This is a genomic window from Sphingomonas phyllosphaerae (assembly GCA_036946405.1).
Taxonomy (GTDB): domain Bacteria; phylum Pseudomonadota; class Alphaproteobacteria; order Sphingomonadales; family Sphingomonadaceae; genus Sphingomonas; species Sphingomonas phyllosphaerae_D.
Genome location: JAQIJC010000001.1, coordinates 2,832,965 through 2,845,888 on the forward strand (window position 1 = coordinate 2,832,965; position 12,924 = coordinate 2,845,888).

General features: G+C 67.6%; 10 protein-coding genes. 2 read left to right on the forward strand and 8 right to left on the reverse strand.

Annotation, left to right across the window (positions count from 1 at the left end):
• Positions 1-31 precede the first annotated feature (31 nt).
• The 8 genes from PGN12_13460 to PGN12_13495 all read right to left on the reverse strand — a co-directional run bounded on the left by PGN12_13460 (position 32) and on the right by PGN12_13495 (position 10,154).
• Positions 32-1,300 carry a glycosyltransferase gene (locus PGN12_13460; GenBank protein MEH3104898.1) on the reverse strand — a complete coding sequence of 423 codons (1,269 nt, stop codon included), beginning with the start codon at positions 1,298-1,300 and terminating at the stop codon, positions 32-34.
• The gene (locus tag PGN12_13465) at positions 1,287-1,979 is read right to left on the reverse strand and encodes a response regulator transcription factor (protein MEH3104899.1); all 693 of its coding nucleotides are present in this window, start codon (positions 1,977-1,979) and stop codon (positions 1,287-1,289) included. Before PGN12_13465 ends, PGN12_13460 begins: the two co-directional genes overlap by 14 nt.
• Positions 1,979-4,654: a sensor histidine kinase KdpD gene (locus tag PGN12_13470; GenBank protein MEH3104900.1), complete on the reverse strand. Its 2,676-nt coding sequence runs from the start codon at positions 4,652-4,654 to the stop codon at positions 1,979-1,981. The genes PGN12_13465 and PGN12_13470 overlap by 1 nt, the downstream gene beginning before the upstream one ends.
• Positions 4,654-5,226 (reverse strand): potassium-transporting ATPase subunit KdpC, encoded by a 573-nt coding sequence (gene kdpC / locus PGN12_13475; GenBank protein ID MEH3104901.1) that lies wholly within the window; start codon positions 5,224-5,226, stop codon positions 4,654-4,656. Before kdpC ends, PGN12_13470 begins: the two co-directional genes overlap by 1 nt.
• Positions 5,227-5,350: 124 nt before the next feature.
• On the reverse strand, positions 5,351-7,384 hold the full coding sequence (gene kdpB / locus PGN12_13480; GenBank protein MEH3104902.1) for a potassium-transporting ATPase subunit KdpB: 2,034 nt from the start codon (positions 7,382-7,384) through the stop codon (positions 5,351-5,353).
• An 11-nt stretch (positions 7,385-7,395) separates the two neighbouring features.
• On the reverse strand, positions 7,396-9,099 hold the full coding sequence (gene kdpA, locus PGN12_13485; GenBank protein MEH3104903.1) for a potassium-transporting ATPase subunit KdpA: 1,704 nt from the start codon (positions 9,097-9,099) through the stop codon (positions 7,396-7,398).
• A gap of 14 nt (positions 9,100-9,113) precedes the next feature.
• Positions 9,114-9,203 (reverse strand): K(+)-transporting ATPase subunit F, encoded by a 90-nt coding sequence (gene kdpF, locus PGN12_13490; protein ID MEH3104904.1) that lies wholly within the window; start codon positions 9,201-9,203, stop codon positions 9,114-9,116.
• Between the two features lie 111 nt (positions 9,204-9,314).
• Positions 9,315-10,154, reverse strand: coding sequence for a TorF family putative porin (locus PGN12_13495; protein ID MEH3104905.1), 840 nt, complete (start codon positions 10,152-10,154; stop codon positions 9,315-9,317).
• 412 nt (positions 10,155-10,566) lie between these two features.
• Here PGN12_13495 and PGN12_13500 point away from each other — a divergent pair, with 412 nt between their 5' ends.
• Positions 10,567-11,208, forward strand: a complete 642-nt coding sequence (locus tag PGN12_13500) for a PEPxxWA-CTERM sorting domain-containing protein (GenBank protein MEH3104906.1) — start codon at positions 10,567-10,569, stop codon at positions 11,206-11,208.
• Between the two features lie 391 nt (positions 11,209-11,599).
• Positions 11,600-12,847 carry a glycosyltransferase gene (locus PGN12_13505; GenBank protein MEH3104907.1) on the forward strand — a complete coding sequence of 416 codons (1,248 nt, stop codon included), beginning with the start codon at positions 11,600-11,602 and terminating at the stop codon, positions 12,845-12,847.
• The last annotated feature ends 77 nt before the right edge of the window (positions 12,848-12,924 follow it).

Genomic DNA, 12,924 nt, shown 5'->3' on the forward strand with positions numbered 1-12,924 from the left:
AACCAACCGGTTGCCCCGCCCGGCGTTCCGGTCAGCCGATCAAACCGCGCAACACCGCCCGCAGCTTCGCGCCATAGCCATTTGCCTCATCGAAGAACGCGTCCCGCAGCCCCGCGGTCGCCGCGACCTTGCCCGCATAGAGCCCCTCGTCACTCGCCAGCGCGCGCAACGCCGCGGTATAGCCCGCGACATCGTCCGGCGCGACCTCGACCGCCGCCGCCGGCACCAGCTCGAGCGCCGGGCACACCCGCGACGTCACCACCGGGCGTCGCGCAATCACGCCCTCGGCGACGATCATCGCGAAGCCTTCCTCGAAATCGCTGCGCGTCGGCACCACCACCGCGTCGCTCTCCGACAAGCGCTGCGTCAACGCCGCGCGGTCGCAGAAGCCGTGGAGCTGGAACACGTCCTCCATCCCGCTGCGCACCACCTCATCGCGCAAGGCGGCGCTGGCGGTCCCTTCGCCGCAGATGTGGAAGACGATCCGCCGCCCGCCCTCGTCGCGCAGGCGCCGACACGCCTCCAGCATGTCGAACACCCCCTTGTTGCGCTCGACGCGCCCCGCGAACAGGACATGGAAATCGCCGTGCGACGATACCTCCGGCGCCGGAATCGACGCGAATTGCGCCGGCGCATAGGTCGGCAGGAACAGCGTCGCGTCGATCCGCCCGCCCGACAACGCCTTGACCTGCTCGACGATCAGCGGCGAGGCGGCGAGCGTCGGATCGGCGAAGCGGTAGTGGAACCATGCCAGCAACCGCGCCAGCACCCGCCGCGTCAGCGGCTCGCGCGCCGCCGGTCGCAAGATCGCGCAATGCAAGGCATTGACGAAGCGCACCCCTCGCCACCGCCATGGCAGCAGCGCCCACCAATGGAACATCGCATCGGTCAGCACGATGATCCGCGCGCCACCCGCTACCGTCTCGCGCACCCGCCCCCACAGCCACGCCACCTCATACAGATGGTAGCGCAGCCCGCCCGCCGCGCGCCGTGGCCGGTTCATGATGTGGACGCCGTCGCGCCGCGCGTCGTAACGCGGCTGCGCGGCGCTGGTGGTGACGATCAGGTCGAGCCCCATTTGGTCGGCGACGTCGAAGAATTGCAGCAGATAGCTGGTGCCGAAATAGTCGAGCGGCTCGCCGCTCCGCCAGCTATCGTGGACCACCCGTGCGTCGACGGGGCCGCTGATATAGCCGATCTTCGTCTCGCCGTCTCGCGACACCATCACCCCCCATGGCAAGGACGCCGACGCGCCGCCACCGCCATCGTCGCTCCGCGTGCGCGCGTCAAATCGCGCCATCGCTGCGCAGCCGATAGCCGACCCCCAGCTCGTTCGCGATCACGCTGCCGACCGGCGCAGGCGCCTCCAATTTCTGGCGCAGGTTGCGGATCACGATGCGCAGATATTCGATCCGCGGATCCTCGTCGCCGCCCCAGCAGGCGTCGAGCAGCTTGTCGTGGGTGACGATCCGCCCGATGTGCCGGACCAGCATCGCCAGCACGTCATGCTCCTTGCGGGTCAGGTGCACCTCCGCGCCGGCGCGCCGCACGATCCGGCGATCGAGATCGATGTCGAGGTCGCCGCGCGTCACCATCTTTTGTGCCTCGACGGGCGGCCCGCGATGCCGCAGCGCCACGCGCAGCCGCGCCAGCAATTCCTCGGTATCGAACGGCTTGCCGACGAAATCGTCCGCGCCGAGATCGAGCGCCGCGACCTTCTCGTCGACCGCATCGCGCGCCGAGACGACCAGGATCACCACCTCGCCCCCCGTATGGAGCAGCGGGATCAGGCTCAACCCGTCGCGGTCGGGCAATCCGAGGTCGAGCAGGATCGCCGCCGGATGCTCCACCGCCGCCTGCTGCAACGCATCGCGCGCGTTCCCCGCCTCGACCACCTCATAGCCGGCGCGCGTCAGCGTGTTGCGCAGCAGCCGCCGGATCGCGGGTTCGTCATCGACGACAAGGACCTTGGCGGGCATCAGGATCGCCCCTCGACCTCGGCATCGCGCACGATCGACCCCGCCGGAAACACCAGAGCGAATGACGCGCCGCCCCCGTCGCTCCGGTTGCTCGCCTCGACCATCATCCCCATCGCCTCCGCAAATGCCTTGACGATCGCCAGCCCCAATCCGGTGCCGCCGATCGCGCGGTCCGACCCTTCCAGCCGCGTAAAGGTCTCGAACACCTTCGCCTCTCGTCCCGGCGGCAGCCCCGGGCCGTGGTCGAGCACCGCAAGCCGCAACTCGCCGAACCGGTGCCGCCCCTCGATCACCACCTCGCTGCCCGGATCGCCGTAGCGCCCGGCATTGTCGAGCAGGTTGAGAAGGCAATGGTGCAGCAATTGCGGGTCGGCGCGCACCAGCGGCAAGTCGGGCGGCACGTCGAGCCGCACGCCATGTCCCTCCAGCGCCCGGCGCGCGTCATGCGCCGCGCCGGTCACCGCATCGCTCAGGTCGATCGCCTCGACGTTCAGCCGGATCGCCCCCGCCTCGACCCGCGCCATATCGAGCAGATTGGCGACGAAGCGGTTGAGCCGCGCCGATTCGCCCTTGATCGTCCCGATCAGTTCCGGCGTCGCGCCGTGATCGAGCTGGTCGGCGGCGGCGATCACCGCGGTCAGCGGCGTGCGCAGGTCGTGGCTGACCGACGACAGCAGCGCCGCGCGCAGCCGGTCGCGCGTTCGCACCACATCGAGATCGCGCATCTCCGCCTGCAACCGCAGCCGCTCCAGCACCAGCGCCGACTGGTCGAGCAGGCTGCTGAGCAGCGGCAATTGATCGGCGCGCACCGGATTGGTGCCGCCGTCGTTCGCCACCCCCAACACCCCCAATGTTCGCGCACCCGCCTTCAACGGCTGGAACAGCCATTCGGACGCGGTGAGCGTCCCCGATCCCTTGCCCGCCGCGCTGCCGGTGTCGAACGCCCAATTGGCCGCGGCATTGTCCATCGCGTCCAACTGATAGCCCGGATCGCTCGCCGCCAGCACCTCCAGCGCGCCGCCCGCCGCCGCACCGAGCAGCACGACATGCACGTCGAGCAAGCGCCGCACGTCGTCGCAGATCATCCGCGCCGCCTGATCGGCATCGTTGACCCCCGCGATCTGCCGCAGGAACCCCGCCAGCGTCGCATTGGTCCGCGCGCTGGCGGCGGCGAGATCGGCCTGCGCGCGCACCCGCGCGGTCAGCTGGCTGGTCGCGAACGCTATCCCGAGCAACACCACCACCGAGATGACGTTCTCGGGATTGTTGATGCTCAGCGTCCCGACCGGTGGCAGGAAGAAGAAATTGTACGCCAGCGTCGAGGCGAGCCCCGCGAACAGCCCGGTGCGCAGTCCATAAAGGCTCGCCGCCGCCATCACCGGCAGCAGATACAGCAAGGCGACGTTGCCGAGGTCGATGACATGGACCAGCGCGGCCCCCGCCGCCGTCACCCCCGCCACCATCGTGCTCGTCACCGCATACCCCGACGGCGCCCCCCACCGCGCCGGCCGCCGCGGGCCGCGCTCGCTCCGCCCCGCGCCCGCCGCCACCGGCAGCACGTGCACCGTCACGTCGGGCGTGTCGCGCACCAGCCGGTCGACCACCGACCCGTGCCGCAGCTCGAACCAGCGCGAGCGCGGCGACTTGCCGAGCACCAATTGCGTCGCGCGCGCGTCCGCAAGGAACCCCTGGATCCCCTCTACCACATTGGTCGCGGGGACGGTCGCGACCGCCGCGCCCAGCTGCGTCGCCAGCGTCATCGCCGCCGCGACGCGCGCGTGCTGCGCATCGCTGAAGTGCGCGGCGCGCGGCGTCTCGACGAACAGCGCGGTCCACGGCCCCCGCAGGCCGTCGGCGATCCGCTTGGCGGCGCGCACCAGCACGTCGCTGCCCGGCAGCTCGCTGATCGCGACCACGATCCGCTCGCTCCCCGCCCACGTCCCGCCGAGCCCGAGCGCGCGCACGTCGTCGAGCATCCGCGCATCGACCGCCTGCGCCGCGCGGCGCAGCGCCAGCTCGCGCAGCGCCGACAGGTTCGAACGCGAGAAGAAATGCCCCAGCGCGCGCGTCGCCTCCGCCGGCAGATAGACCTTGCCCGCCTTCAGCCGCTCGATCAGCTCGTCGGGCGGAATGTCGACGACCTCGATCTCGGCCGCCTCCAGGATGCTGTCGGGCACCGTCTCGCGCACCCGCACCCGCGTGAAGCTGGCGACGACGTCGTTGAGGCTCTCGACGTGCTGGATATTGATCGTCGAATAGACGTCGATTCCGGCGGCGAGCAGTTCCTCGACATCCTGATAGCGTTTCGGATGCCGGCTGCCCGGCGCATTGGTGTGCGCCAGCTCGTCGACCAGCACCAGCCGTGGCGCGCGCGCCAGCACCGCGTCGAGGTCCATCTCGTGCAGCACATGCCCATCGTGGTTGACCTCGCGCCGCGAAACGATCTCCTGCCCGCGCGTCAGCGCCTCGGTCTCGGCGCGGCCGTGCGTCTCTACGACGCCGACGACCACGTCGACCCCGTCGCGCCGCCGCGCCTTGCCCCCGGACAGCATCTCATAGGTCTTGCCGACGCCCGGCGCCGCGCCGAGGAAGATCTTCAGCCGCCCGCGCCCTTCCTGCGCGGCGGCGCGCAGCAGGGCGTCGGGGTCGGGCCGGGCGTCGCCGTTCGGCGGCATCAGCGCGCGGCGGCGTCCAGCGCGCGGTTGAGCGCCAGCACGTTGACATGCGCATCGCCGAGCAGCGAGGTCTCGGTCTGCGCCGCGACCAGCGCACGCACCCGCGCGACCGGCAATCCGCGCACCCGCGCGACGCGCGGTGCCTGCGCCAAAGCGGCGGCGGACGACAGATCGGGATCGAGCCCCGATCCGCTGGCGGTGACGAGATCGGCGGGCACGTCGCCCGTCACCCCTTCGCCGCGCCGCATCGCGACGTCCTGCGCCACGCGCTCGGCCAGCGCCTTGCTGGTCGGCCCGAGGTTCGACCCCGACGAGGCCAGCCCGTCATAGCCCTTGCCCGCCGCCGACGGCCGGGTCTGGAAATAGCGCGCGGCGACGAACGCCTGTCCGACGACGGTCGAGCCGATCACGCGCCCCGACGCATCGCGCACGAGGCTGCCGTTCGCCTGCGCGGGGAAAATCACCTGACCAATACCCGTCATCGCAACAGGATAGACCAGACCGAGCAGGATCGCGAACAGGATCGTCATGACGATCGCCGGACGCACGGCGGATTTGATATCGGTGTTCATCTCTGTCTCCTTCCTCTCCCCTCCCCCTCGGGGGAGGGGTCGGGGGTGGGGCATGTCTCACCGAGACCAGCGCCCGCGACTCCCCCACCCCAACCCCTCCCCCGAGGGGGAGGGGCTTAAATCGTCACGCCAGCCCCAAGCCGCCGACGACCACATCGATAATCTTGATCCCCACGAACGGCGCGAGCAGCCCGCCCAGACCATAGACCGCCAGGTTGCGCGCCAGCAGCGGCCCCGCCGCCATCGGCCGGTACGCCACCCCCTTCAGCGCCAGCGGCACCAGCAACGGGATGATGATCGCGTTGAAGATGATCGCGCTCAGGATCGCCGACTGCGGCGACGCCAGCCCCATCACGTTCAGCACCCCCAGCCGCGGATAGAGCGCGACGAACATCGCCGGGATGATCGCAAAATATTTCGCGACATCATTGGCGACCGAAAAGGTCGTCAGCGCCCCGCGCGTCATCAGCAATTGCTTGCCGAGCCCGACCACCTCGATCAGCTTCGTCGGATCGCTGTCGAGGTCGACCATGTTGCCCGCCTCGCGTGCCGCCTGCGTGCCGGTGTTCATCGCCACGCCGACATCGGCCTGCGCCAGCGCCGGTGCGTCGTTGGTGCCGTCGCCGCACATCGCGACCAGCTTGCCGCCCTGTTGCTCCTTGCGGATCAGCGCCAGTTTGTCCTCGGGCGTCGCCTGCGCGAGGAAGTCGTCGACCCCGGCTTCGGCCGCGATCGCCGCGGCGGTCAGCGGATTGTCGCCGGTAATCATCACCGTGCGGATCCCCATCGTGCGCAGCTCACCGAAGCGCTCGCGGATACCGGCCTTGACCACGTCCTTCAGGAAGATCGCGCCCAGCAACCGCCCGTCGCGCGCCACCGCCAGCGGCGTACCGCCCGCGCGCGCGATCTCGTCGGTGATCCGCCGCAGCTCGGTCGCCGCCGCGGTCGCGCCGCTGCCGTCATTAGCGCGCAGGATCGAATCCACCGCGCCCTTCTGGATCAGCGCCCCGCCGGTTTTGACGCCCGAAATGCGCGTCTGTGCGGTGAACGGAATCACCTCGGCATCCTCGGGCAGCCGCGCGGTCGTGACGTGGAACGCCTCGCGCGCCAGCACCACGATCGAGCGCCCCTCGGGTGTCTCGTCGGCAAGGCTGGCGAGCAACGCCGCCTCCGCCAGCTCGACCGTGCTCGCGCCGCCGACCGCGCGGAACTCCGACGCCTGCCGGTCGCCGATCGTGATCGTGCCGGTCTTGTCGAGCAGCAGCACGTCGATGTCGCCCGCCGCCTCGACCGCGCGTCCGGACTTCGCGAGCACGTTGAACCGCACCAGCCGGTCCATCCCCGCGATCCCGATCGCCGACAAAAGCGCCGCGATCGTCGTCGGGATCAGCGTGATGAGCAGCGCGGCGAGGATCGCCACCGGGATGCTGCCCCCGGCATAGGTCGCAAAGCCGGGGATCGTCGCGACCGCGATCAGGAAGATGATCGTCAGCCCGACCAGCAACAAGGTCAGCGCGATCTCGTTCGGCGTCTTCTGCCGCTCGGCGCCTTCGACCAGCGCGATCATGCGATCGAGGAAGCCCTTGCCCGGCTCCACCGTCACCTTGACGCGGATCTCGTCGGAGATGACGCGCGTCCCCGCGGTCACCGCCGACCGATCGCCACCCGCCTCGCGGATCACTGGTGCGCTCTCGCCGGTGATCGCGGCCTCGTTGACCGAGGCGACCCCCGCGATCACCTCGCCGTCGGACGGGATCAGGTCGTTCGTCTCGACCAGCACCACGTCGCCGATCTTCAGCTGACTGGCGGGCAATTCGTCATAGTCGCGCCCGTCGCGCTTCAGCCGCTTGGCGGTCAGCTCGGCCTTGGCAGCGCGCAACGACGCCGCCTGCGCCTTGCCGCGCCCTTCGGCCAGGGCTTCGGCGAAGGTGCCGAACAGCACCGTCAGCCACAGCCAGATGACGAGCTGCACCTTGAACCCGGTGCCGAGCCCGTCATGCCCGATCACGAGCAACACGGTCATTAGCGCGGCGACCGCGGCGGTGACGAACATCACCGGATTGCGCACCAGCTGCGCAGGATTGAGCTTGAGGAACGAGGCCGAAATCGCCGGCAGGACGAGGTCGGCGGTGAAAAGGCTTTTGGTCTGCTTGGCCATGATGCGCCCGATCAGAAGAGCTGGCCGCGGATCATCGCGAGATGATCGGCGATGGGACCGAGCGCGAGGCTCGGCAGGAAGGTGAGACCGCCGAGGATCAGGATGATGCCGACCAGCAGCCCCACCCACAGCCCGCCGGTGGTCGGGAACGACCCCGCGCTTTCCGGCGTGTATTTCTTGGCGGCAAGGCTGCCTGCGATCGCCAGCATCGGCACGATGATGAAGAACCGCCCGACCCACATCGCGACACCCAGCAGCCCGTTGTAATAGGGCGTGTTGGCGGTCAGCCCGGCGAAGGCGGACCCGTTGTTCGCCACCGCGCTGGTAAAGGCGTACAGGATCTCGCTGAACCCGTGTGGCCCCTTGTTGAGCGGCCCGGCCAGCCCTTGTTCCAGCACCGACGACAAAGCGGTCAGCCCGAGGATCATCAGCGGCAGCACCGCGATCGCCAGCACCGCCAGCTTCACCTCGCGCGCCTCGATCTTCTTGCCGACATATTCGGGTGTCCGCCCGACCATCAGCCCGGAGACGAACACCGCAAGGATCGCGAACAGCAGAAAGCCGTAGATCCCCGCACCGACACCGCCGATCACGACTTCGCCCAATTGCATGTTGAACAGTGGGACCAGCCCGCCCAGCGCGGTGAAGCTGTCGTGCATCGCATTGACCGCCCCGCACGAGGCGGCGGTGGTGACGACCGAGAACAGCGCGGACGCGGCGATGCCGAACCGCACCTCCTTGCCCTCCATATTGCCGCCGGCGACCCCCAGCTGGTGCAGGACAGGATTGCCCGCCGCTTCCGCCCAATAGGTGACCGTGGTGCCGGCGAGAAACAGGATCATCATCGCCGCGAGGATTGCCCAGCCCTGGCGCGTGTTGCCGACCGCCTTGCCGAACGTCCACGTCAGCCCGACGCCGATCACGAAGATCGACAGCATCTGGACGAAGTTGGTCAGCGCGGTCGGGTTTTCGAACGGGTGCGCCGAATTGGCGTTGAAGAACCCGCCGCCGTTGGTGCCAAGCATCTTGATCGCTTCCTGGCTGGCGACCGGGCCCAGCAGGATCGACTGGCGCGCGCCCTCCAGCGTCTGCACGTCGACGACCCCGGCCAGCGTCTGCGGGACGCCGCTCGCGATATAGAAGAGCGTCAGCGCGACGCAGAGCGGCAGCAGCAGGTAGAGCGTGATCCGCGTCACGTCGGCCCAGAAATTGCCGACCGATTTGGCCTCGCGGCGCGCGAACCCGCGGAACAGCGCGAATGCCAGCGCGATCCCGGTCGCGGCCGACAGGAAATTGTGGATCGTCAGCCCCAGCATCTGGCTGAGGTTCGACATCGTGCTCTCGCCGCCATAGCTCTGCCAGTTGGTGTTGGCGGTGAAGCTGATCGCGGTGTTGAACGATAGATGCTCGCTCGGTGCGGCCAATCCTTGCGGATTGCCCGGCAGCACCGCCTGCAACCGCAGCACCGCATAGGTGAACAGCATCAGCGCCGCGTTGAACAGCAGCATGTGCACCGCGTAGCGCCGCCAGCCCTGCTCTTCGGCGGGATCGATACCCGACAATCTGTAGAAGCCGCGCTCGACCGGGCCAAGGATCGCGTGGAACGGCGTGCGCCGCCCTTCGTACAGCGCGAACAGCCACAGCCCGACCGGCTTGGCCAGCGCCAGCAGGATGCCGGTGAAGGCGAGGATCAGGAACCAGCCCTGAACAGTCATGGGATCGCCTCCTTCTAGAAGCGTTCGGGGCGGATCAGCACCGCCACCAGATAGATGAGCAGCCCGGCCGCGGTCAGCGCGGCGAGCCAGAGATCGAGGGTCATCGCGTCGCTCCTCAGGCGTTGTCGCACAGCCGGACGAAGGCGAGCGTCGCCGCTACCAGCCCGATCATGATCGCGATCCACAGCAGGTCCTGCATGGCTTCGGCTCCCAATTCAGAAGGCGGCGGTCAGCGAGGCGACGATGGTGCCGCCCGCGATCGACCCGGTCCCGTCCTGCCCCTCGCTGAAGCTGGGCAGGAGGTAGCGCGACCGGCGCGCGGTGATGTCGGTGTCGACATAGCTGACGTTCAGCGTCAGCTTGTCGAACGTGAAGTCCGCGCCCAGCGACCAGTCCCAATAGGCGCCCGTCGGCGCGACCGCGGTGGCGTTCGGCCCCAGCCCGTCCTGTCCCCAGCTATGCCCGACATGCGCCTTGGCGGTAACCGGCGTCCCCGCGATCGCGACCGCGCCGTCGCCCCATAGATAGAGGTTGTCGTCCTTCGCGCCGGGGCTCGTGTAGGTTGCCGCCGCGGCGTCCGCGCCGGTCGCATACCATTTGCCGATCGCCTGCTGCTTGGGCGCATAGGCCGCGCCGGCGGTCAGCGTCGCCGGCCCGGTCGTGCCGCTCAGCTTGACGTAGGGCTCGGCGAAGTCGGTCCTCGCCGCACCGCCCGGATACATGTACCAGGTGAGACCGACATCCAGCGTTCCGGTGTCGTTGAGCTTCGTCTTGTACCCCGCGATGAGATCGAGCTCCATATTTCCGCCGCCGAACGTGCCCCATCCCGCCAGGTTCGACGCCCAGGTGCCCACGTAGATGCCGTTTTCGTGCGCGATCGTGATCCCGCCCTGCACCGCCATGTTCCGATCGGACTGCGAAACGCCCCGGAAGCGATAGTCCGAGGCGACTGTCGCCGCCCCGCTCACCACCACCTCCGGCGATTCGTCCTGCGCTTCCGCAGCGGCCGGCACCATCACCAACGCCGCGACGATTATTCGACGATACAGATACATACGCGCCCCCAAGGCGTGGCAGCCGCTTCATGGCGGCGCCTTCAGGGAAGCGCGATTAGGCGTGGGGCGCGTAGCAATTCGAGATCGATTTCCGGCAATCGCGTATAGCGCGCATATAGAACACCGGATTACAGCAACTTAGCGCCGCATCGTCCTCGCAGCCCGACCGTGTCCGGCTCGTCCGTGCGGGTAGCGTCCGCTGCGCTGGACACGCCTGCGCTCCCGCGCGTCCGCCGTTGGAAAACGGTCCTCGCGCGAGCAAGCGATTGTCTGAACAAAAGATTTGCCATCTTCGCCAAAATGGGCCAAATTGGGACGAAACGGGCAACTCGCTTGGAAATTGGAATTAATTCCAGGTGAACAGCATTGCCGTTGTGGTTACGCACAATGGCCAATGATTAGGGGAAATGAGATGCGCGTACTCTACACTGCCGTTGCAGTTCTCGCTGCGGTTGCCGCCGTTCCTGCGGTTGCTGCCCCGACGATCGGCAACACCGGCATCGACACGAACTGGAAGGTCGCGTTCCTGGGCGACACCGCGACGGCGCCGACCAATGCACAGGCAAGTGCTACGGGCGCTCTGACCACTGCGACCGTCGTCACCGCGATGGTCAACAACTGGATCGCCAGCGATTCGGTGTCGAAGTGGGTGTCGACCTCGGCCAACGCGGCAAGCCAGCCGGGCTATTATGTTTACAGCAACAGCTTCACCGCCAGCGCTGCCGACGTGCTGAGCTTCAACTTCGCGGTTGACGACAAGGTCACGCGCGTTCTGCTCAACGGCAACACTGTCAACGGCGTGTCGGGCGGCGGTTATCAGTCGTTCACCAGCGGCAGCGTCAGCGGCCTCAGCAACGGCGTGAACACCCTGACCTTCCTGATTTCGAACAACATCCCGGGTCAGAACGCAAACATCAATCCGTCGGGCTTCCGCTTCCAGACGACCGCCGCGGTTCCCGAGCCGGGCACCTGGATGATGATGCTCGGTGGCTTCGGCGTGATCGGCCTGACGATGCGCTCGCGCCGCACGGCGTCGAAGAAGGCGGTAGCATAATCATTCGGGCGTCACGCCCGAATGGATGACTGCCCTTCGTGCAAGTTACGAAACGTTCGCTTCAGTTTTCGACTATCGGTTTTCCGATATCGAAGATTGGGGCGAACTTTCGTGACTAGCTGAGAAGAAAACAAGATCGGCGTAAGCCGACCTGAAGCGAAATTGTTGTGGCGCCATGGCTTGCACAATTGTACAAGCCCGCCAACGCTGAGCCCGAACACCTCGAATATTGCACCGGTGCGATTATCGCCGTGTCAGCTCACCCACGCGCTTTGATAGCGTGACATCGAACCTCCGGAAGAGTTCAAGAATGAACCGTCCGGCTGCACAGCGGCATTATCCGCGTCGGCTCGATCGATGCCTCCACTATAGCAAGCCACAGGGGACCTTAATGTCAGATCTCGAACAACGTCCCGCGGGCAAGTCCTTGGTCATCGTGCACGTGCAGACGCGGATGCTGACCGGCGGAGCGGAGGAGAATACCTGGGGCTCGTGCCTGCATCAGGTGAAGTCCGGCCACGTCGTGCATCTCATCTGCGGCCGCGATTCGGACGTCGACTTCTACCGCGCGAAAGGCACCGCCGTTCAGGTTCATCTGCTGCCCGAGCTCGTTCGCCACGTGTCGATCAAGGACGACATCGCGGCCTACAAGAAGCTCGCGAAGATGTTCGTGGAGCTGGGCGCGGACATTGTTCACACCCATACCAGCAAGGCGGGTATTCTTGGTCGCCTCGCCGCGCGTCGCGCCGGGGTGCCGGCGATCGTGCACGGCGTCCACATTCTCCCGTTCAGCAATGTCGGCATCGGCGAGAAGGTCACCTATTTGCTGGCGGAACATGCGGTTGCGCCGCTGACCGACCATTTCATCCACGTCAGCCATGGGACGCATCAGGCCTATCGTGACGCGCGCGTCGGGATGCGTCGCCCGCACTCGATCGTGCGCTCGGGCATGGAAGTCGATCGCTTTCCCGGTGCAAGCTGGCCCGACGACTGGCGCGAGATCGTCGGCGTGGACGAGGGTAGCGAGAAGCCGAAGGTCATCCTGATGCTCGCGGCGCTGGAGGCGCGCAAGCGGCACGACGAGTTCATCCGCGCCTTCGTGTCACTGACGAAGCCGGGCGAAAACATCCGCTTGCTGCTCGCCGGTAACGGTCCTGAGGCGGAAAACGTCGCCGCTCTGGTGGAGAGTCTGAACGTCGCGGATCGCGTGCGACTGCTCGGCCATCGCAGCGATCCGGAGAAGCTGATCGCGCTTGCCGACGTCTGCACGCTCGCGTCGCTGCGCGAGGGGCTGCCGCGCGTGATCGTGCAGAGCATGGGCGGAGGCCGCCCCGCGGTCGTCAGCTACGTACCCGGCATCGACGAGATCGTGACGGATCAGGTCACCGGCGTCATCGTCCGCGACCCGAGTGCCTCCGCCGTCGCCAAGGAATGCGTCGCGCTGGTCCGCGACGAGCAACGGCTGGCCGATTTTACCGCGGCGGCCGGCGAGATGTCGGTCAGTGAATGGTCGTTCAAGTCGATGTTCGAGCAACTCGACACCGCCTATGCCGAAACCTTCGCACGTCCCGAAGTACGCGCGCGGATGCGCGGGAAGGATGGCGCGTCGAACGCCGGCCAGACCTCGATCGCAGCCTAGACCGGTCCCGGATCGGACGGGGCCGCAGCCTAGATTTTGGCCGGGGTCGGGAGTAGGTGCATGAAACCGTGGGCGTA

Coding starts and splice junctions, on each gene's coding strand:
- PGN12_13495 (MEH3104905.1), bottom strand. CDS start 10,154: ATGTATCTGTATCGTCGAATAATCGTCGCGGCGTTGGTGATGGTGCCG.
- kdpB (MEH3104902.1), bottom strand. CDS start 7,384: ATGGCCAAGCAGACCAAAAGCCTTTTCACCGCCGACCTCGTCCTGCCG.
- PGN12_13500 (MEH3104906.1), top strand. CDS start 10,567: ATGCGCGTACTCTACACTGCCGTTGCAGTTCTCGCTGCGGTTGCCGCC.
- PGN12_13470 (MEH3104900.1), bottom strand. CDS start 4,654: ATGCCGCCGAACGGCGACGCCCGGCCCGACCCCGACGCCCTGCTGCGC.
- PGN12_13460 (MEH3104898.1), bottom strand. CDS start 1,300: ATGGCGCGATTTGACGCGCGCACGCGGAGCGACGATGGCGGTGGCGGC.
- PGN12_13505 (MEH3104907.1), top strand. CDS start 11,600: ATGTCAGATCTCGAACAACGTCCCGCGGGCAAGTCCTTGGTCATCGTG.
- PGN12_13465 (MEH3104899.1), bottom strand. CDS start 1,979: ATGCCCGCCAAGGTCCTTGTCGTCGATGACGAACCCGCGATCCGGCGG.
- kdpA (MEH3104903.1), bottom strand. CDS start 9,099: ATGACTGTTCAGGGCTGGTTCCTGATCCTCGCCTTCACCGGCATCCTG.
- kdpF (MEH3104904.1), bottom strand. CDS start 9,203: ATGACCCTCGATCTCTGGCTCGCCGCGCTGACCGCGGCCGGGCTGCTC.
- kdpC (MEH3104901.1), bottom strand. CDS start 5,226: ATGAACACCGATATCAAATCCGCCGTGCGTCCGGCGATCGTCATGACG.